Annotated in this window: 10 protein-coding genes and 1 pseudogene; 2 read left to right on the forward strand and 9 right to left on the reverse strand. The window is 64.9% G+C overall.

The window, feature by feature from the left end:
- Window positions 1-140: 140 nt before the first annotated feature.
- Together PHA29_RS00160 and PHA29_RS10595 are read right to left on the reverse strand one after the other, a co-directional pair.
- Window positions 141-6,329 (reverse strand): Spy0128 family protein, encoded by a 6,189-nt coding sequence (locus tag PHA29_RS00160; RefSeq protein ID WP_270847386.1) that lies wholly within the window; start codon window positions 6,327-6,329, stop codon window positions 141-143.
- 1,179 nt (window positions 6,330-7,508) lie between these two features.
- Window positions 7,509-8,600: pseudogene (locus tag PHA29_RS10595) on the reverse strand (hypothetical protein); the annotation flags it as partial.
- A gap of 703 nt (window positions 8,601-9,303) precedes the next feature.
- Between PHA29_RS10595 and rlmD the strand changes: the two are divergent.
- Window positions 9,304-10,602: a 23S rRNA (uracil(1939)-C(5))-methyltransferase RlmD gene (gene rlmD / locus PHA29_RS00170; protein ID WP_270402979.1), complete on the forward strand. Its 1,299-nt coding sequence runs from the start codon at window positions 9,304-9,306 to the stop codon at window positions 10,600-10,602.
- 128 nt (window positions 10,603-10,730) lie between these two features.
- On the opposite strand, the gene PHA29_RS00175 is transcribed toward rlmD, so the two are convergent.
- The 7 genes from PHA29_RS00175 to tilS form a co-directional block, all read right to left on the reverse strand.
- Window positions 10,731-12,272: a lipase family protein gene (locus PHA29_RS00175; protein ID WP_270847390.1), complete on the reverse strand. Its 1,542-nt coding sequence runs from the start codon at window positions 12,270-12,272 to the stop codon at window positions 10,731-10,733.
- Between the two features lie 264 nt (window positions 12,273-12,536).
- A complete protein-coding gene (locus PHA29_RS00180; RefSeq protein WP_270402982.1) occupies window positions 12,537-13,136 on the reverse strand; it encodes an FmdE family protein in 600 nt (199 codons plus the stop codon).
- An 84-nt stretch (window positions 13,137-13,220) separates the two neighbouring features.
- A complete protein-coding gene (locus PHA29_RS00185; protein ID WP_270402984.1) occupies window positions 13,221-14,060 on the reverse strand; it encodes a phosphatase in 840 nt (279 codons plus the stop codon).
- A 36-nt stretch (window positions 14,061-14,096) separates the two neighbouring features.
- Window positions 14,097-15,278 carry a pyridoxal phosphate-dependent aminotransferase gene (locus PHA29_RS00190; protein ID WP_270402986.1) on the reverse strand — a complete coding sequence of 394 codons (1,182 nt, stop codon included), beginning with the start codon at window positions 15,276-15,278 and terminating at the stop codon, window positions 14,097-14,099.
- Between the two features lie 105 nt (window positions 15,279-15,383).
- Entirely contained in the window at window positions 15,384-17,555 is a 2,172-nt protein-coding gene (ftsH, locus tag PHA29_RS00195) for an ATP-dependent zinc metalloprotease FtsH (protein WP_270847393.1), read from the reverse strand.
- Window positions 17,556-18,104, reverse strand: coding sequence for a hypoxanthine phosphoribosyltransferase (gene hpt / locus PHA29_RS00200; RefSeq protein ID WP_270402988.1), 549 nt, complete (start codon window positions 18,102-18,104; stop codon window positions 17,556-17,558). It lies immediately after the preceding gene.
- 36 nt (window positions 18,105-18,140) lie between these two features.
- The gene (tilS, locus tag PHA29_RS00205; RefSeq protein ID WP_270847395.1) at window positions 18,141-19,796 is read right to left on the reverse strand and encodes a tRNA lysidine(34) synthetase TilS; all 1,656 of its coding nucleotides are present in this window, start codon (window positions 19,794-19,796) and stop codon (window positions 18,141-18,143) included.
- A gap of 261 nt (window positions 19,797-20,057) precedes the next feature.
- Here tilS and PHA29_RS00210 point away from each other — a divergent pair, with 261 nt between their 5' ends.
- Complete coding sequence (locus PHA29_RS00210; protein WP_270847396.1) at window positions 20,058-20,891, forward strand: MBL fold metallo-hydrolase; 834 nt, start codon at window positions 20,058-20,060, stop codon at window positions 20,889-20,891.
- Window positions 20,892-20,994 lie beyond the last annotated feature (103 nt).

The following is a 20,994-nucleotide window of genomic DNA, read 5'->3' on the forward strand; positions in this document are numbered from 1 at the left end:
ACTGCCTGGGACCGTCTGTCCCGGCGCGGGCTCCCCTAGCCCGCGAAGCATCGTCCTTCCCGGGGACCCGATGCCTTGATATGAAAGACGGCCGGGGCACCGCGCTCCGCGATGCCCCGGCCGCTTACGTCACATCCGCGTTAGCGGTTGGTGCGACGGCGCAGGACCACACCGCCGGCCACGAGGGCCATGGCGGCCAGGCCGAGGCCGATGACCGCGACATTGGACATGTCGCCGGTCTTCGGCATGGCGTCGTTCGGCTCCTCGGGAGCCGGCTCGGCGGGCTTCACGTAGGTATTGGTGAAGCTCGGGAGCTTGCCGTCGTTGCCGTAGCTGACGGAGGCCGACGTCGAACCGTCGCCGTTATCCGTGACCGTGACCGTGGCGGTATACACCGTCTCGTCGTAGGTCACGTTGTCCTTCTGGATGCCGTCGGTCGACGGGTCGTCGTCCTCAGGCAGCTTCTCGGACACTGTGTAGGTGTACTCTCCGGCCTCGGCGTACATCACCGGGTCATCGAAGACAACCGAACCGTCGGCGGCGTTGGTCGCGGTCTGCAGGACGTTGCCGTCCGCATCCTTGAGCTCGAAGGTGAACTCACCGTCAGCGAGCTCGCGACCGTCAAGCTTCTTGCTGGCGCCGAAGACGATGGAGCCGGGGTTGACGATCTCGTAACCGTTCTCGAAGGTGATGCTCTCCACCTCGTTGCCATCGGCATCGGTGATCTTCCATGCGACGGACAGGGTGCCGTCCTGGTTGTCGGTGACCGTAGCCAGAGCGTTGTACACGCTGCCATCGTAGGTGACACCGCCCAGGCCGCCGTTGACCTCGGTGATCACGAACAGGTACTCACCGGGCTGGGTAAAGGTGACCTCCGGGAAGTTCACGCTGCCGTCGGCGGCATTGCTCGCGGTGAAGACGATGCCCTTCGGATCGGCGACACCGGGAGCGCTGGCACCACGCAGCATGAAGGTGAACTCGCCCTCATTGAGGTTGCGACCGGTGAGCGACTTCTTGATCGAGACGCCACCGTGGGTCGGATCGGTCGGAGTCGACGGGACCGGATCGGTGCCGTAGGTGTTGGTGAAGGTGAAGTCGCCGGCGACCGCGCCCTCATCGGAGGTCTTGGCGACAGAGATCGTTCCGTCGCCGTTGTCGGTCACGGTGACCGTAACGGTCTTGGTGCCGGTGTCGTTGGTGATGCCGGCATAGTCGCCGGACTCGGCAACGGTGTAGGTGAAGGTCTTCTGGCGCTGAGCGCTCTGAGCATCGACGCCCTCGGTGTCATCGGTGGGCTCGCCGCCGAAGACGTTCTCCATCGTGTACACGATGGTTCCGAAGCTGACGTTGCCCTGGGCATCGTTCTTGACGCTGGCGGCTTCGGGCATCGGAGCGCCCTCGGACCCGGTCAGCGTGAAGGTGAACGCGCCCTCGATATCGGCGAGGCTCGGCCCCTCAAGCGTGTTGTCATCAAGAGCGATGACCTTGTTGCCGCTGAGCGCGACCTCCGCCTTGGCGTCCGCACCGTAGGTGTTGGTGAACGCGAGCGCGGCGTCGTCATTGACCGTGGCGGTCAGGCTGCCCTTGCCGTCGTCGACCACGTTGACGGTGACGTGGAAGCTGTCGTTCACCGCGGTGACGCCCTTATCGTTCTGAGCGGTGTCCTCGGAGACGGTGTAGGCAAACTCGTAGGTGACGGTGCCGTCATCGTTGCGATGGATCTGGGCGATACCGTTCGCGACAGCCTCGTTCAGCGATTGGGTGGTGTACTCGATCGGGCTGAACGTCACCGTACCGGCCTGACCGTCGGCAGCCGCGCCGTTGGAACCCGTGGCGACCTCGTTGCCCTTGACATCGGTCACGATGAAGTCGAACTCATCCGCAACCATGTCGCGACCGGTCAGGGTCTTGGTGGCATCGAAGCGCACATCGCTCTCGCCGCCGACCGTGGTCGAACCGGCGTCATAGGAGTTGTTGAAGGTCAGGGTGACAGGCTGGACGTCGAGGGTCTGCGCAGCGGAGGCCGTGTAGGTCGCGACGAGCAGGCCGTCGACACGCGTCTCCACGGTCAGCGTACCGGATCCGCTGTCGGACACGGAGATGACAACGTTGTAAACGTGATCGTCGTTCTTGTAGCCCTCGGCACCGCCCTTGGTCTCAGCAACCGTGAACTCGAAGTCCTTACCGGCGTCGTCCTTGGTGAAGGTCATGTCGGTGACAACCGGGAGCGTCTCAGTCGCGGTGTTGCCGACGAGCTGTGCGGCGGTGGACTGAACCACCTTCGCGTCGCCGAGCTTCTCCAGAGCGTTCTCGTTCTCCGGGTCGACCGTGAACTCGAACTGGCCGGCAGCGATGTCATGACCCGTCAGGTTCTTCTGGATCTGCAGGCCGCCGAGCGCGTCGTAGTTGACCTCACCGGAGTTGTAGATGTTGGTGAAGACGCCGTTCTCGATGTTCGTGACGGCAGCGGTGAGACCGCCGTGCAGGTTGTCGGAAACCTGAACGGTAACCTCTGCGGTATGGGAGTCATAGGTGATACCGGCGTTGTCACCGGTGACCTCCGTCACCGTGTAGGTGTAGACACCGATCTGGTCATAGGTAATCGTGCCGAATCCGAAGTCCGCGAAATCGTTGCCGTTCTCATCGGTATCGGTCTTGGCGTCCACGGTGACCTGGGTCTCCGCGGGCATGTACTTCGAAGAGGCCTCATCGGCGGCAGCGATCTCGAAGGTGAACGCATCGCCGTCCCAGGCCTTCCCCTGGAGCACCTTCCTCAGCTGGATGCTGCCCTGCCCCTCATCGGGAAGATCGGTGGAACCGCTGGGCTCATAGGTGTTGGTGAAGTTGAGGGCCTCGGAAGAGTTGCCATCCTGATCGTCGATCGAGGTGATCTCAGCGTTCAGGACACCCTCGCCGGCATCGGTGACCTCGACGTTCACGGTGTAGACCGTCGTATCGTAGGTCACGCCTTCGGTATCGGTATCAGCAGCGGGCTGCACCTCGGACACGGTGAAGGTGTACGTGCCCGGAAGGGTGAAGGTGATGTTCCCGAACGAGTCGCTGTAGGCGGCGTTCTGGTCCTCAGCGTTCTCATCATACGCGATGACCAAGCCGCTGGCGTTCTCCGGCAGCGTCACGCCGCCCGGATTGTTCTCGCTCTGCTCGAGCTTGAAGGTGAAGGAATCACCCTCCTGCCAAGCGCGGCCATCGATTTCCTTGGAAACCGTGAGGTCCTTGACGCCCTCGGCGTCGCCGGGCAGGTCGCCCGTGGCCTTGTAGCTGTTGACGATCGTCGGGTTGTTTCCGTTCGTCTCGTCGAACGCGGCATCAAGCTGCCCGTCATTGCCGTCATCGGTCACATGGATCGTGATGGTCTTCGGGCTGTTGTCGTACGTCCAGCTGGTGTTCTCCGGCGCCTGGGTGGTCTCGGTCACCGTGAAGGTGTAGTCACCCACGGCGGTGAAGGTCAGGTCACCGAAATCGACGGTCTCGGAGTCCTCCTTACCGGTCAGGCCGGTGGTGGACTTGGTGATGGAGTTGTTCTCACCGAGACCCTGGACGTTCCCGGCGTTATCAGACGTGAGCTGGAGGGTGAAGTCGAACTCGGAGACCGCGGCAGCACCGGTGACATCCTTGGTCACCTGCAGATCGGCCTCATCATCACCGACGGTCACGCCGTTCGGGACGTACGCGTTGGTGAACAGCGGGTCGTTGCCGTCCGCGCTCGCGACAAGGGCTCCCTCGTTGTTATCGGTGACCGTCACGACGATCTGGCGAGTGTTGTCGTCGTAGGTCCAGCCGGAGGCCGTCGTCGTGTTGTCCTCGCTCACATCGAAGACATAGGTACCGGGCTCCTTGAAGGTGACCGTACCGAAATCGGCAGCCTTGGTGTCGCCGGCAGCGAAGTCCTCGGAGATGGTGGCGGTCAGCTTGCCGTCAACCAAGCCATCGATATCAGTCGCAGTACCCTTGGAATCATCTGTGTTGAAGGCGGCCGTGAAGATGAAGTCCTCGCTGTTGGGAGCGCCCGTCACGGTCTTCTGCACGCCGATGCCGGACTCGGCATCCTTCACAAGCGTCGCCGGGGTGTACGTGTACGTGTTCACGAACGCAGCGGTGGGATAGGTCGCAGCGTCACCGCGGTCAAAATCAGCGCTCTTGTACTCAGTCGAGCTATCGCCCTTGGTCACCGTGGTGACCGTGCTCAGCGTACCGTCGCCATCATCGGAGACCGCGATCTCGACAGTCACCGGCTGCGCGTCATAGGTGTAGCCCTTGGCGCCGCCATTGACCTCGCTCACGACGAAGCTGAAGGTCTGACCGGCGTCATCCTGGTCGAAGGTCAGGCCGGCGATGCCGCGCCACAGGGCGGCAACACCGTTTGCAGCACCGTAGCGGTTGGCGAGCGTCGTGGTGGCCTCAGCAAGTTTGTCGGCAGAAGCCGTGTCACCATCAGGCGCGGTCACGGTGAAGTTGAACTGGTTCGCCTCAAGCGCATGACCGTTCAGCGTCTTGCTGAAGATGACGCCACCGGCCTCGTTGTCGTAGTTCATCGAGGCTGCGTAGCGGTTCACAAAGGTTGCGGAGCCGGAGGTGGTAACCGGGTCAGCGATGACCAGCTGGCCGTTCTCGTCGGTCACTTCGAAAGCAACCTGATAGGTGTGTCCGTCATACGTCCACGCACCGTTGGGAGCGTCCTGGGTCTCCGTCACGTTGAAGGTGTAGGTACCCGGGCGCGTGAAGGTCAGGTTGTCGAAGAGGATGTTCGCAGACCCGTCCTTGGCGATGGCGGGCGAGGTCTTCACGTTGCCGTCCGCGTCGATGCCCGTCACCGAGCCGTTCGTGATGGCGTCACGCGTCTCGTTATTGGCGGCAACCATCGTGAACTCGAACTGGCCCTCGGCACCGGCCGCACCATCGAGCTGCTTGGTGATCTGCAGGCCGTCGGCCGCGCCCTCAGTGGTGACAGAGGAGGCGCGATAGCTGTTGGTGAACTTGAAGCCGTTCCCGGTTACCGTAGCGACAACATTACCGGAGCTCTGGTCCTGCGTCACGGCGATGCTCACGCGCTTGGCCGTGTTGTCATACGTCATGCCTTTCAGCGTAGAGGTACCGTCACCGTTGTCGGTGGCACCCTCGGGGATAACCTCGCGAACCTCGTACACGTAGGTCTTGCCGATGTCATCGATGCCGAACTGGATGTTGCCAAAGGTGATGCCACCCACACCGTTGTTGCCAACCTTGGTCTGCGCGGGCATGGGGGCACCCTGGGTCACAGCCGCGATAGTGAACTGGAAGTCGTTGATATCGAGCGTGGTCCCAGACGTGTGGTCCGTAAACGACTTGGTGCCGGTGATGTTGGCAGTAGCCACATCGTCGCCCAGGAAGTTGTTAGTGAAGGCGGCATTACGGTCGTCAATAGAGGGCCACAGGGCCTCATCCTGACCAGTAGAAGTGGAGTCATCGTTGAAGGTGCGGTACATCGACTCGATGGAAGCGGCCAGGTTGCCTTCACCGTTATCGGTCACATTAACAGTCACGCGATAGATGGCGCCGGAGTAGGTAAGACCGGACTCGGCCCCCTCGGTCTCCCGAATGAGATACACGTACTTCCCCACAGAGGAGTACTTGATCTCGCCGAAGCTGAACGTGACTTCCTCATTCTCCGTGTAGTTGGTCTGGTCCGTATTGGTCAGCGTCACGGAAGGTTCATCAGGCATCGGCGCGGGAGGAGTGGCGGCGCTCAGCGTGAAGGTGAAGCTCTCGCCATCCTTCCAGTCGCGGCCCGTCAGCACCTTGGTGCCGTGGAGGCTGCCGTCGGCGAGGCTCGTCGAGGTCACGTTGTAGGTGTTGGTGTATGCGACCTCGATCGTGTCGCTGGAAGCGATAGTGCCAGCGGCGACGGCTCCGTTCTCACTCACGGTACCTTCAACCGTGTTGGCTGCGGTGTAACCAGCCTCGGCATTCTCGGTCACCGTGAAGGCGGTGTCAGAGGGCAGACCCTTGATAACCACGCGCTCGTTGTTCTTAAGCGTGAGAGTACCGCCATCGGTAATCTGGCCGGTAGCAGCGGGCTCGGCGCCTTCGGTCACCTGCTGCGGATTACCGTCCACATCGACCGGCTGGCCCTGGGCGTTGTACTTGATGTAGTCGAAGTTACCCTGAATGTCCGCGGCACCGCCGTTGTTTGTGTTACCGAGATCGACCGTGTAGGTGAACTCCTTGTCGTTGTGCTCGGCACCCGTAGTACCCCAGTCGACCCTCTTGGCAATCTGCAGGTCGCCGGAAACCGGGTAGGCGATCTTGCCGTTGTTACCGAGGGTCACCACAACCTGGTCGCCGTTCCAGGCAGGGCTGATGGAATTGGTTGCAGTCCCCGTGGTGTTCTCATCCTTAGCCGCCTCAAACTCGGTGGCACGGGTCAGACGAGGAGAACCCTGCTCGATATAGTAGGTACCGTCATCAGCCGCCTTGACGTAGCTGTCGAGCTGGTTCTCAGCCGCTACGATGGAAACCCACTCGGTCTGCATCGTGTCATTGGCATAATACGTACGCTGATAATAGTAGGTGTTTCCGGGACGGTAATCACGTGCGGGATTGTCCGTGCTCTTACTCGTATAAAGCGGAGTATCCACGGTGAAGTAATAGAAGCTGTTGGTGGTCGCCGGGGTAAAGGACGCCGTAGTAGTGCCGACGTTGTTCCCGTCATAATCATTCGAGTAGAAGTAGACGTTACCAGTCTCCGCATCGGTATGAGACTCGATATAGCCACCGTCAATCTGCGATGCATCGAGGTTTCCTTCAGCATCGACAAGATCGTTCTTGAGACCGACAGTGTAGTACACACGAATCGGGTATGCCGGGAGCACGTCTGTCGTCGTGGTGGTCTCGCCGTCAACGGTGTTGGACTCAGCGGTATAGAGACGCATGGGGAGCATTGTGGAGGGAATCTGCACCTCTACCGTATCGCCCTGCTGCATGGTAGTCCCATGGGTGACGGTAATCTCGATGTCGCTCAGATTGTGGCTGCCGGGATAGACAACCCCTTCATCATTGCCGTTGTCAACAGACCCCTGGAACACGTAGGTCGTGATAGATCCATCATCAGAAGTGTTAGCGGAAACCTGAGTGAATTCCTCGCCGGCGAACACGATGCTCTTGAAATTCTTGACCTCAGTGTAGTCGCCAAGCGTGTCGGTGAAGGTCAGATAGCCAACGGGCTCCCCGCCGATGTTGTCATTCGACTCAATCGGCGACGTTGCACTGGAACCGAAGCTGTCGCGAATGGCCTCGAAGATAGCATTCAGCGATTCCGAGCTGTCGGCAGCATAGTAGTACTCCGTATCTCCGATTGGATCACTAAGACTGAAACGATTCCATCCGTCGTTAACCTGCGCGTCGGGATACTTACTCGACACCGCGTTCATATATTTATTGAAATCGCCGGACGTATCGGACGGGTCAGCTCCGGTCATAACGCCGATGGAGTACACACTCACATTGTTCTGCTTAAGCCGATACGCTGTATTGACGGCACTCGCAGCAACGCCTCCGTTGAAACCGTTGTCATGGTTCGGCTCGCCATCGGTAAAGAAGATGACGACCTTCTGCGCGTTATCACGCGCTCCGGTATATGTAGCGCTGCCGTGTCGTCCACCCTCCATCACGCCGTCAGCAAGAGTGAATCCATAATCAGCCGCAGTTGCACCAGCTGCATGAAGCCCTTCGACATCATTGGTCAGAGCGGTGGTATCGGTCAAGAAGTCGGAGACAACTTGGGTGTAATTGTAGTTGTAACCGCCATCTCTATATGTATCATCACCGATGCTATAACGCATTTGATCACCGGCAAACTTTACCAGTGCAATACGATGCTGATTGTTCGGATTGGTAATTTGAGCGTTCTCAGCACCAGTTGCCGAAATAAAGCTGTTGACTGCATTCTTCAGCGCGTCCATCTTGGACATGGTTTCCCACCGGCGCGTATAAAACTGGACATGCCCAGAAGACGTATCATCTGCGCTTGTCATGGGGGTCACTTCTCGACCATCAACTTCCCAGTGAGAGAACTGGGGAATCCAACCACCTGTAGTAATCCGATCAACTTCGGAATATGAGCCATCCTCGTTCTGAACGAAATAGGTAGTCCAGCTGTTCTCATTAATGTTGTATGTCGCGCTGTACACCCAACCCGAACTAAGATCATTATCCATCGAACCGGAAACGTCGAGCACAAGGACGATGTCAAGCGGCTGGTTGATGGTCGTCTGACCGGAGATGTTGGCCGCGGAGGAAAGCGCAGAGAGACCGACAAGGGCAGTCCCCTCGTCATTCTTAATCTCAAAGGTCGTCTCCCCACTCTGGCTGGTCAGTTGCACATCACTCGTGTAGACCGACTTGTCCGTCCAGATACGACCGGTGTTCCGGGTGGAGTCTCCGGCATTGTCGCCGGATGAAACGCCGTTCTCACCGCTATACCAGTCGTCGTGCGTATCGGGGTCGGAAGCCCACTGCCCCCCTTCGGCAAGGGTCTCCACGCCGAACGCGGCGCGCACGCCGTCCACGATCCCCTGCGCGAAGCCAGGGATCGCGACGACCATCGCCAGCGCCACGACGAGCGCGAGCAGACCGGCGCGAAGCTTACGCGCCTTCTTCGGGGTTACTCCGTTTTGGAGCGACCCCCCCCCGTGAGCTTTTTACGGGAAGTGCCCACGTCGGGGCGTTTCCTTGGCACTTGCATCGTTACCTTTTCTCCTCTTCTCGCAACGTTTCAGCTACGTTTCCCCACCCACCAGAGTTCTCTCTCATGCCAGCCGAGAAGTCGTCGCCCGATCCCGAACGTCAACCTTCAACATGAGGTAGAACTCTGAACAGCGAGAGTCGCGTTAATTCTAGCTATAAGACCCCCGGTGGGTTTTTCGCTATATTCAGCCTTCTATCTGCATTTTTCTGTATCAAGGGGGCCTGATTCCACATCTAATGACCCACCTTATGCGCGCGCCGGATTTCCGCAGGAATCCCCTATCGCTCATCGCCCGACACTTTTCCTCGATAGAAGGACCCCCTATGAGCATATATTTATGGTGATTATGTGGAGACAGGTGAACGGATTACTTAACTTTCAATCTATACGGTCAAAACGGCCAACTTGCGCCGCATCGACGGGTCTCCAGATGGCGGCCGCCCCTCAGGGGGACACCGCCAGATCGAGGCGACGCTCAAGCTGATTGGCAGGACGGCCCCTCATGCCTCCTCCTCGAGCGCCGGCTATACTGGATGCCACCCGAACCTTCAAGGAGACCCATGCATCCCTCACCCCGCAGCAGGCACCGCAACTCCGGGCGAAAGGCATCCCGCCTCTCCGGACCCGGCACGCCGCGGCGCGACCGCCCCTCCGACGGTCCGTGCCCGGTCATGCACCGCTGCGGCGGCTGCGCATGGCTGAACCTCCCCTACCGCAAGCAGCTCGCGCGCAAGCAGGCCGCCATGGAGGAACTCTTCGCCCCGCTCATCGCCCGCTTCGGCTGGGATATGCAGGTGGAGACCGTCTTCGGCATGGGTGGCCGCGCCGGCGAGGACGCCCTGCCCGCGCCGCGCGGGTTCCGCCATAAGGCGGTCACGCCGTTCGCCCCCGGCCCGCACGGCCAGGTGCGCTGCGGGTTCTACGCGCGCGGCACCCACGAGATCGTCCACGTCCCCGACTGCATCGTCGAGGCGCCCGGTGCGCGGCGTATCTTGAACGAGGTCGCGCGCGCCGCCGAGGCCTGCGGCGTCCCCGCATACGACGAGGACGCGCGGCGCGGCATCCTGCGCTACGCCGTCCTGCGCATGGGATGGCGCCGCGACGAGGCTATCCTCACGCTCGTCACCGCCCGCCGCAACATCCCGCATTTCCGCAGCTTCCTAGATGAGCTGCAGCACATCGACCCCTGCGTGACCGTCATCGCCCAGAACCTCAACGACCGCGTCACCAACGCGATCCTGGGTCATTCGACCACCGTGCTCCAGGGTCCCGATCGCATGCGCGACGACCTCCTGAGCTGCACGTTCGAGATCTCGCCCACCGCGTTCTACCAAACCAACCCGGAGCAAACGGAGGTCCTCTACCGTCTCGCCATCGAGGGGATGGACCTGCACGACGGCGACGTCCTGATGGACGCGTACTGCGGCAGCGGGACCATCGGCCTGTGCGCCGCCAAGGACGCGGCCGAGACCGGGCGGCGCATCTCCCTGATCGGCGTGGAACGCAACGCCGCCGGCATCGCCGACGCACGGCGCAACGCCCAGATCAACGGGCTCGAGAACCGCGCACAGTTCGTCGCCGAGGACGCGACGCTCTATATAGAGCGCGCCGCCGAGCGCGGCGAGCGCGTGGACGTGCTGTGCATCGACCCGCCGCGCGCGGGGTCGACCCCGCAGTTCCTGCGCGCCGCCTGCGCCCTCGCGCCGCGCCGCATCGTCTACGTGAGCTGCAACCCGGAGACGCAGGTGCGCGACATCGAGCAGCTCGCGCAGCGCGGATACCGCATGACGCGGCTGTGCCCGGTGGACATGTTCCCGCACACCTCGCATGTCGAGACGGTCGCGGTCCTGGAGCGGTAGCGCCGCCGTTTCACGGCTGCATCGGCGGCGGGGACGCTCGTGACGAGCCGGTGAGTCGTCGTCCGGCTGCAAGGTGGCAGCCGGCGGAATCGGCTGGGTCCCGTCGCCCATATGGCGCCGGAGCCCGGTCACGCCCAGGCGGTCTCGGCCTCCAGCGAGGTCATCCACGCGATATAGACGCTTGGGTAGTGCCCCTGCAGCACCGCGACGGGGTCGATCCGCGCCATGCATGCGGAAAGCAGCGCGATCACGCCGGCGGGGGTCTTGAGCTCCTCAGCGGATCCCACCTGCCCGGAGAGGTCGCCCAATGCGGCGTCTATCGAGAGCTCGTTGTCGGGGTTGTAGATGCAGGGGATGCCCATCATGGACTCGAATGCCGCGTCCATCGCGTCGAATCGCGCCCCGAAGTCCGCGTCGTGCACCGACGGCAGCTCAATATCCCTGCCGTACCGCGTGTACCCCCAGCTCGAAGGCGGCAGGCTCACCATGATGTCGGCCGGGTTCACGATGTTGAAGATGCTTCCGTACCGCGCGTCCCCGGCATCCGGGGCCGTCGTCGTTCCCGGCGAGGCGAAGGTGTAGGCGCGGACGCGGTCGCCTGCGCGCAGGGACGGCAGGGATTGCGGGGCGGACCCGTCCCGCACCGCCGCCAGGTCGTCGAGGGCGGACGCCGCCACGAGGTTCGCGATGGCTCCCCCGCGGCTGTGCCCGACCAGCAGGACCTCGACGTCGTCGCCCGCCGCGTGCGCCGACCGGATGCGCGCGTCGACCGCCTCGCGGACCTCGCGCGCGGCCTCGGTGTAGCCCGGATGGCCGTCATCCGACGGCGCCGTGTCGACCGAGGACGATGACGCGCCCGATGCCGCGGAATCGGACGCGCTCCGCGAACCGTCTTCCCCGAGCACCGCGAGGTTGCTCAGCCATTCGGAACCGTAGCTCCCCCTGATCGATACGAGCACGATCGTCTTCGCACGAGTCTCCGCGACGGATCCCTCTGCGGCGGCTTCGGAGGAGGAGGCGGCACCGGAGAGGGAGGCGGTAGAATCGCCGGAAGCGCTCTCGGCGCCGGCGCCGTCCGAGCCCGCCGCGGCGGCCGCCCCGACCTGCGCGGAACCCGAGTCCGGCTCTATGCGCTTGGTCGCGACCGCATAGGCCGCTCCATCCGATTCATCCGTGACGAGCGAGAGCGCCTCGTCCACCACCTCGCTGCGGTACTGGTACGAATCCGTCGAGACGTCCGTGAACCCCAGCTCGGCCAGCGCCTGCTCCATGTAGGCGGGCTGGCTCGACCCCTGCTGGTAGTACCCCGATTCGGAGTACGCGAGCGCCGCGATGACGGAGCAGGCGCGCGCCAGCTCGGGGTCGTACGTCTCGGAATCCTGGAAGAACCAGCCGTCGTCCCAGACGATGTCCTGGACGAGCTCGTGGGACACGGCAAGGTCGGTGAAGGAGAGCGATGCCTCGAAACGCCCGGTCCGAGGGGGAGCCTCCTCGCCCCATGCGACCGACGGGGCAGCGGGAGCGTCAACCGCCCCCTCGTTGAGACGGCGCTCATGGTAGCGGGTATACAGGATCACCGCGCCGACCAGCACGATGACCATGACGACCACCGCGGCCGCGACGGAGATGCGGCTCGCCGCGAACCCGACGGTGCGAACCACCTTATGCATGCGCAGCCACCTCCCCGTCCCGAAGCGACCGACCGACGCTTCCCCGATGCTGATTCGAGCATACCCGCCCGCCGTGCATACGGGGTGTTCAAAGGTTTAGGTTTTACATAAGCCGAGATAGCGCGTACGGCGAACGGCCCCGCCGGCGATCGCGTTCGCCCTCCGGTTCATGCTCCGGATGAACGCGCGCGACGCGGAGACGGCGACCATGCCTGCATCCGGGTTCATGTTCTGCGCGAGTGCGCGACCCGGCTGAAACCCCGGTTACGCGCCCGCCGCGCGCTCCCCTGCCGTCAGCTCGCGCCCCAGCTTGTAGTACACGGGCTCGCCGGCGCAGCGGCGGCAGTACACATGGCCGTCCCGCTCGACCCCGCGCCCGTCGTGCACCCGCTCGCCGCACACCTCGCATACCTGCGTCTTGCGCGGGCGCCCGGGGAGGTCGTACTCCATGAAATCGGTCAGCTTGACCTCGTTCACGCAGAAGAGGTCGTCATCGGACAAGCCGGCGAAGAACGCCAGCATCTCCTGCTTGTCGTGCGGGGCCTTCGGAACGCCGGGGCGCTGGGTGATCCGGATCGCCCGGCCGCTCGCGATGTCGTAGAAGCTCGCCGCCATGATCCCGTAGTCGTACCACTTGAGACGGCGGCGCCCTAGATGGCAGTTGGCGACCGAGATCACCGCGTCGGCGAGGCAGCGGTCGCACTCGACGAAGGCGATGAGGTCGCGGTAGGTGTCAGGGTCCTCGATATGGAAGAACTCCATGGCGAGGCGTGCCATACGGCAGCCGATGACCTGGCCGGCGCACATGTGGCCGTGGAACGCGATGGCGCGCTGCAGGTCCTCGTCGAACGTTCTCTTCAGCATCGGTCTCCTCGGTTCGGATGCGGGACAGTGGATCGGCGGACGCTTGCGTCGGCGGCTGCGTCGCGGTCTTGCCGCGGCGCCGCGTCAGGCCTCGTACTCGGCCAGGTCCGCCAGGTCGGTCAGATCGCAGATCCCCGCGGCATCCAGCGCCTCGAGCAGGGAGCGGCGGTCGCGGTTCATGATGAGCTCCTCGGGGAACCCGATACCCTCGAGCATGCTCTGGGCATGGGGGAACCTGCCGACGGACGGCGCGATGTGCGCATCGCTCGACACGACGATCCCCACGCCCATCTCCGCGCAGCGCTGTGCGATGCGCGAGCACACGCTGTGGAACCAGCCGCGAGTGTCGATCTCCAGGCTGTGCTCGTTGATCTCGATGAGCTTGCCCTTCTCCTTGGCGACGGTCAGGACCTCGTCGATATCGAACGGAACGCCCGAGCGGCCCGTATGGCCCAGGATGAACACCTTGGGGTTCTCGAGCGCCTGCACGTACATGTTGGTCGTCCGCGCGATGGGCGCCCCTTTGGTGAAGTCGCCGTTGTGCACGCTCGCGATCACGTAGTCGAGCCCGTCCGTCACGCGGTCGAACAGGCTGCCGTCCGAGGAGTACGCGCGCCCCACGATGGTCTCGGGGCAGTCGATATCCTGGCCGAACAGCCCGCCGTCGAGCGTCACGATGTCGGTTTCGGCACCGCGCAGCAGCACGACGCCGTCCCAGACCCGCGGCCAGCACGACTGGTTGAGGAAATACTGGAAGTTGCGCAGATGCTGGTCGGGGAACAGCATGCTGCTGAAGTGGTCCGCGGAACCGAGCAGCTCCATGTCGAGCGCTCGGCACGCGGCGATGTTCTCCCCCACGGTCGAGTACGCGTGCCTCGTGAACACCGTATGGGTGTGGACGTCGCAGGCTATGCGGTAGCTCATGGCGGTCCTCCTCCGAATCCTCGATCCCCGGTCCCGCTACGCCCGGTACTCCTCGGCGAGCAGCTTCCAAGCGGGCAGCGAGCGCTCGATCACCTCGCGGTCGATGCAGTACCCGAGGCGGAACCAGCCGGGCACCCCGAAGCTGTCGGACGGCACCGCGAGCAGCTCGTGGGCGCGCGCCCGCTCGCAGAACGCCCCGGCATCGGGTTCGAGCGCCTTCACCCACAGGTAGAACGCGCCGTCGGGCTTGACATAGGTGTACCCGTATTCGGACAGCGCCGACGTCAGCAGCTCGCGGTTGCGCGCATACGCCTCGACATCCGACGGCTCGTCCACGCAGTCGGCGACGACACGCTGAAACAGGGACGGCGCGCAGACGAAGCCCAGCGTGCGCGCCGCGCCCGCCACCGCCGGCATCACGCGGGCGGCCAGCGGGCAGGTGTTCGGCACGAGCACCCAGCCGACGCGCTCGCCCGGCAGCGACAGCGACTTGGAATAGGAGTAGCACACCACGGTGTCCTCGTAGATGGAGGGGACCCACGGCACCTCCGCGCCGTAGACGATCTCGCGGTACGGCTCGTCGGAGATCAGGAAGATGGGCTGCTCACGACCGGCGTTCGCCTCCTCGAGGACCGCCGCGAGGGATTCGAGCGTCTCGCGCGTGTAGACGGCGCCCGTGGGGTTGTTGGGCGAGTCGATGATGACCGCCGCGGTGCGCGGGGTGATGGCGGCCGCGACCGCCGCGGGATCGATCTGGAAGGTCGTCTGGTCGGCGAGGACCTCCACGCAGGCGGCGCCCGCCTTCTCGATCCACACCGCGTACTCGGGGAAGTACGGGGCGATGACGATGACCTCCTCGCCCGGGTTGGCGAGCGCGTGGACGCACATCGAGACCGAGGCGGCGGCGCCCACGGTCATGAACACGTCGCCCATCCCGTAGGACGTCCCGAACCTGCGGTTGAGCGATTCGGCGACGGCGCGGCGCGCCTCGGGGAGGCCGGGGGCCGGGGTGTACCCGTGCAGCTCGTCGCTCGGCAGCGCGAGGGAGCGCTCGATGGAGGCCCGCACCGCCGCGGGCGCGGGGACGCTCGGGTTGCCGAGGGAGTAGTCGAAGACCTTGTCGGCGCCGATCTGCGCCTTGCGCTCGAGGCCGTAGGAGAAGATCTCGCGGATGATCGAGCTCTCGGCGCCGCGTGCGTACATCGTCTCGTTGATCATGGGGCCACTCGCTTCCCTTGGAGAACCGTCGTCGTTTCGTTGTGTGCCATTGTACGCGCATCGCGGCACAAAAACGGCCCCGCCGTGTCAGCGGGGCCATCGCTCCTATTGCTCTTCGGACCTGAGCGCCTCCTGGGCGTAGGCCGCCGCCTCCGCGGCTATCTCCTCGTCCGACTGCCGGGGCTTCCGAGGGGCCTCGGGCGCCGGCGCATCGGACGCGCCGTCCGACCCGGCGTCCCCGCCGTCGGATGCGTTCCCCTGCTGGCCGGCCAGGTACTCGTCCCAGGTGCCGTCGAGCAGCGCCGTCACCGCGTCGCCCTCGACGGTCTCGCGCTCCAGCAGGACGTCCTTCATCAGGACCAGCTGCTCGCGGCGCTCGGACAGGATCTTCTCCGCCCGCTCGTGCGCCTCGCGCATGATGCGCTGCACCTCGGTGTCGATACGGCGCGCCGTCTCCTCGGAGTAGTCCTGGTGGTCGGCGTAATCGCGCCCCAGGAACACCTGGTGCTGGGCCTCGCCGAACACCTGCGTCCCCAGCGCCTCGCTCATGCCCAGGCGCGTGACCATCTCGCGCGCCATCTTGGTCGCGCGCTCGAGGTCGTTCGAGGCCCCAGAGGTGATGTCGTCGCACATGAGCTCCTCGGCCACGCGGCCGCCCAGGAACACGGCGAGCTCGTCGAGCATCTCGTTCTTGGTCTTGAGGAAGTGGTCCTCGGTGGGCAGCTGCATGGTATAGCCCAGCGCCTGCCCGCGCGGGATGATCGTGATCTTGTGAACCGGGTCGGAGTGCTCGAGCACGTGCCCCACCAGCGCGTGACCGCTCTCGTGGAAGGCGATGGTGCGGCGCTCGGTCTCGGTCATGACGCGCGCCTTGCGCTCGGGGCCGGCGATCACGCGCTCCATGGATTCCTCGACCTCGGACATGGAGATGGTCGCGCGCTGGCGGCGGGCCGCCAGCAGGGCCGACTCGTTCAGGAGGTTGGCGAGGTCGGCGCCGGTGAACCCGACGGTGAGCTGCGCCAGCTTGTCGAAGCGCACGTCGTCGGCAAGCGGCTTGTTGGCGGCGTGCACGCGCAGGATCTGCTCGCGGCCGCGCACGTCGGGGCGGTCCACCGTGATCTGACGGTCGAAGCGGCCCGGGCGCAGCAGCGCCGGGTCGAGGATGTCCGGGCGGTTGGTCGCCGCGATGAGGATCACGCTCTCGTTCTCCTCGAAGCCGTCCATCTCGACGAGCAGCTGGTTGAGCGTCTGCTCGCGCTCGTCGTGACCGCCGCCCAGACCCGCGCCGCGCTGGCGGCCGACCGCGTCGATCTCATCGATGAAGATGATGGACGGGGACTGCTCCTTGGCCTTGGAGAACAGGTCGCGCACGCGGCTCGCGCCGACGCCCACGAACATCTCCACGAAGTCGGAGCCGGAGATGGAGAAGAACGGCACGCCCGCCTCGCCGGCGACGGCCTTGGCGAGCAGCGTCTTGCCGGTGCCCGGAGGGCCCACGAGCAGCACGCCGCGGGGGATCTTGGCGCCCAGCTTGCGGAAGCGGTCCGGCTCGGACAGGAAGTCGCGGACCTCCTTGAGCTCCTCGACGGCCTCGTCGATGCCGGCGACGTCGGCGAACTTGACCTTGGGGCGCGTGGCCTCGTTGGTCTTGGCGTTCGTCTTGCCGAACTGCATGGCCTTGTTGTTGGCACCGCCCATCTGGCGCATGAAGTACACCATCAGCGCGATGAGCGCCACGGTGGGCAGCACGCCGACCAGCAGGTTGGTGAGGAAGTTCGGGTCGGAGGTGTCAACCACGTAGGTGGTGTCGGGATGCGCCGCCATGAGGTCGTTCAGCGTATCGGACCCCACGTAGGTGGTGGTGTAGCTGTGCAGGGCGGCCTGCTTGCCGATATCGTCGGCGCTGGTCCAGTACCCGCCCGAGACGGTCCCGTCGGCGACGCGGTAGGTCGCGGTGTCCACCCGGTTGTCGGATACGGCCTCCACGAACTCGCTCGTCGAGAGCTCGGTCGCCGAGGGGGTGCTGGTGAAGAAGCCGCCCATGTTCATGAACATGTAGCACAGCAGCACGCAGATGAGCAGGAAGTACAGCCATCCCATGCGCGAGGGCGGGCGATGGTAGCCTCCGGGCCCTCCCGAGCCGCGGCCGCCGAAGCGGTCGTCGAGCTTGCCGAACAGGCCGTCGTCATCCTTGCGGTCGCGCCCGTCCGGCTCCTCGCCCTGGGAGGCGAGGAGGCGCGCGCCGGCGCGGTCGATCGTATCGTTCCTATAGGTCATCTACGAGTAAACCTCCGGTTTGAGCACCCCGATGTAGGGGAGGTTGCGGTAGCGCTCGGCGTAATCCAGGCCGTAGCCGACCACGAAATCGTCCGGGCAGTGCATGCCCACGTACTTCGGGTTGATGGCGGCCTGCTTGCCGGCGACGTCCTTCCACAGGAAGGTCGCGACCTCCAGCGAGGCGGGGTGGCGGCTTGACAGGTTCTTCATGAGGTAGCGCAGCGTGAGGCCCGAATCGAGGATGTCCTCTACGATCAGCACGTCGCGCCCCTTGATGTCCATATCGAGGTCCTTGACGATACGGACGATGCCCGAGGACTTCGCACCCTCGCCGTAGCTCGACACCGCCATGAAGTCGATGGCGAGCGGGCACTCGATGGCCCGCATGAGGTCCCCCATGAAGACCACGGCGCCGCGCAGGACCGCGATGAGCACCAGGTCCTTTCCCTGATAATCACGGGTGATGTCGGCGCCCATGCGGCGCACGACGGCGGCGATCTCCTCTTTGTCGAACAGCATGTGGTCGACGTCTGGATGCAAGGCTTCCATGATGGCCCTTTCTGCGTAGCGCGTATCCGCTTGATACTACCCGTCGACGCGCCCGTCCGACGCGGTAACGGGTTTGATTTTCAATATTATCAACAGCCTGGTGGCGGCCGTGCACTTGAACCGGTCGTCGAGGCGAATTCCGCCAACCCACACAACGGCGCCGCCCGGGGCGGTGCGGACCACCGGCACGCTCTCGCGCTCGGCCACCGGAACGCGCGCGGCACCCAGGATGTCCGATAGCTTCTTGCTGCGCCCGTGCATGCCGAGCGGGCACATCACATCGCCCGGCGCCGGGGCGTCCACCCAGAGGCGCGCGGTGAGGGCCTCCGCGGGGATGGCGCCGGCGGGCGACGATTCCGCCAGACGCTCCAGGTCGCGCTCCGCATATCCCAAGGCGGCCGCATCGATACACGCCGTGAGCAGGTCGGCCTCCGGGGGTGGGAAAATAGGGACAGGCACTTTTTTCCCGCTCCCGTCGGCGCCTGGGAAAAAAGTGCCTGTCCCTATTTTCCCATCGGCGCAGGAGCGCGCGAAGGCGATCGGATCCTCGCCGTGCGGGACACGCACGATGCCCGATTCGATCACCGTGTGGTTGGCGAGCGGCATGCGCCCCGGCACCGGCAGCCACCCCGCCGCGAGGCGCTCCCGGGCGGCCGCGGTGCGCATCGTGAACGTGCCGAACTCCATGCGCGCGTCGACGCCCCCGGGAAGGGTCACCGAGCCCTCCCCCGCCGCCACGCATGCGAGCGCGGCCTCGACATGGCGCATCTCCAGCCGCTCCTCGGGTACGAGGCCGCGGTATGCGAGACGGACCATGCGCCGGGCGATGGCGACTTCGGCCGAGGCGAGGCGGGCGGCGTCCAACACGATCAGGCCCTCCTGCTCGCGCCTCACGCAGGCGCGCAGCGAGCGGGCGGCGAGCTGCGACATGAAGGCGTCCTCCTCGCCCAGGATGTCGCAGGTGGCGCCGATGGCGCGCTCGAGGTTGCCGTTGCGCTCCGTCGCCACCGGGACCACGCGGTGGCGGATGAAGTTGCGCAGGTAGGATACGTCCTCGTTGGACTCGTCCTCACGCCATCCGATCCCCGCCACCTCCAGGAAGCGGCAGAGCTCCGCATGGCTCATGTCGATGAGGGGGCGGACGATGATGTTGCGGCGGCGCGGGATGCTCGAGAGCCCCGCGGGGCCGGAGCCCTTGATGGCGTTCATGAAGAAGGTCTCCACCCGGTCGCTCGCCGTATGGGCCGTCAGGATCCGCGCCGCGGAGCGCGGGGCGCCGGTCTGCTCGCACAGCTCGCGCACATAGCGGCGGGCGGCGGCGTAGCGCACCTCGCGGGCGGCCGCCTCCAGGTTCTTCCCGGACAGATCGGTGAACGACGCGTGCTCGACGCACAGCGGCAGCCCGTAGCGGGCGCACAGCTCGCGCACGAAGCGCTCGTCGCCGTCGGATGCCTCCCCGCGCAGATGGTGGTTGACGTGGAGCACATGAAGGCGCTCGCGGGCGATGCGGGAGGGCCCGCGGCCGTCCCGAAGGTCGAGCTTGGATGTGCATGCCATCACGAGGAGCGCCGTGGAGTCCGCGCCGCCTGATACCATGAGCACCACGGGAGCCGGCGCCTGCGTGCGCGCCGGGTGCTCCGCGCGAGCGGGCATCGGGTGCAAGCGGGCGAAATGCTGGGAAACTGTGGGCATGTGACCTCCTTGGTACCGCACCATTGTATCCGTTGGACCGCGCTCCAAGTCGCCTGCCCGCGGGCTCGGCGGCGGATAACGTGAAGGAGGGGCCGTCCCCGCCGTCATGATGACGGGGCGGAACAGCCCGCGTGTCATGCGCGGCGGGAGGACGCCCCCATGCCATGCGCGGCGGCGGGGCCGTTCATGGCGCAGGGCCGCCCGTCCGCCACCGTATCCGCCGTCACCCGCCACGACCGATGGAAGCGAGGGTTTCACCATATGACGGATGAGGGACACGGGAACCGGACCTTGAGGCTGCACATCCTGGGAAGCGGGTCGAAGGGAAACTGCGCGCTGGTCGAGGGCCCGCAGGGCCTCATCATGGTCGACGACGGCTTCTCCCGCCGCGAGGTGCTCGCACGCATGCACGCGCTCGCCCTCGACGAGCACGGCGTGCGCGCCCTGCTGCTCACCCACGAGCACACCGACCACGTGAGCGGCATCACCGTGTGGCACCGCGCCTTCCCGGTCGAGCTGTATGCGAGCATCGGCACGCCGGGCACGCGCAGGTACTTGGACGAGCTCCCCTTCTGCCAGTTCGTCCCCGGCGTATCCTTCGAGGTCGCGGGCATCTCGGTCCGAACCTTCCCCACCTCGCACGACGTGGTGAACCCGGTCGGCTTCCGGTTCGACTGCGCGGGCGACTCGATCGGCTACGCGACCGACACCGGCTACCTGACCGACGACGCGCTCGATGCGCTCGCCGGCGCGCGCATCCTCGCGCTCGAGAGCAACCACGACGTCCCGATGCTCCGGTGCGGCTCCTACCCGCGCTACCTGCAGGACCGCATCCTATCGGACAGCGGGCACCTCTCCAACGAGCAGGCGGCCGAGGCGGCGCCGCGCCTCGTGTCCGAACGCACCGAGCAGCTCGTCGCCATGCACATCTCCCAGGAGAACAACCGGCCGAGCCTCGCCGTCCGCTCCTTCGCGGAATCGCTCGGGGCCTCGCTCGACGACGAGCTCGGCTCCACAGCCACCCTCGAGCGGGGCGACGGGCCGTCCCTGCGCATCCGCGCCGCCGGCCAGAACCGCCCCATCACGGTGGACTGACAGGGAAGTCTTCCGCGCGTACGCCGCTGTGACACGGAGATGCCCCATCCTTCATGACGGGAGGCGGGGCAACCCCCGTACCATGACGGCCCCGTGTCACGTT

Source organism: Candidatus Collinsella stercoripullorum (assembly GCF_027669965.1).
GTDB classification, from domain to species: domain Bacteria; phylum Actinomycetota; class Coriobacteriia; order Coriobacteriales; family Coriobacteriaceae; genus Collinsella; species Collinsella stercoripullorum.

What these genes read in the sequence shown, in the direction of transcription:
- rlmD (WP_270402979.1), top strand. Translation starts at nt 9,304, where the DNA reads ATGCATCCCTCACCCCGCAGCAGGCACCGCAACTCCGGGCGAAAGGCA.
- PHA29_RS00175 (WP_270847390.1), bottom strand. Translation starts at nt 12,272, where the DNA reads ATGCATAAGGTGGTTCGCACCGTCGGGTTCGCGGCGAGCCGCATCTCC.
- PHA29_RS00180 (WP_270402982.1), bottom strand. Translation starts at nt 13,136, where the DNA reads ATGCTGAAGAGAACGTTCGACGAGGACCTGCAGCGCGCCATCGCGTTC.
- PHA29_RS00185 (WP_270402984.1), bottom strand. Translation starts at nt 14,060, where the DNA reads ATGAGCTACCGCATAGCCTGCGACGTCCACACCCATACGGTGTTCACG.
- PHA29_RS00190 (WP_270402986.1), bottom strand. Translation starts at nt 15,278, where the DNA reads ATGATCAACGAGACGATGTACGCACGCGGCGCCGAGAGCTCGATCATC.
- ftsH (WP_270847393.1), bottom strand. Translation starts at nt 17,555, where the DNA reads ATGACCTATAGGAACGATACGATCGACCGCGCCGGCGCGCGCCTCCTC.
- hpt (WP_270402988.1), bottom strand. Translation starts at nt 18,104, where the DNA reads ATGGAAGCCTTGCATCCAGACGTCGACCACATGCTGTTCGACAAAGAG.
- tilS (WP_270847395.1), bottom strand. Translation starts at nt 19,796, where the DNA reads ATGCCCACAGTTTCCCAGCATTTCGCCCGCTTGCACCCGATGCCCGCT.
- PHA29_RS00210 (WP_270847396.1), top strand. Translation starts at nt 20,058, where the DNA reads ATGACGGATGAGGGACACGGGAACCGGACCTTGAGGCTGCACATCCTG.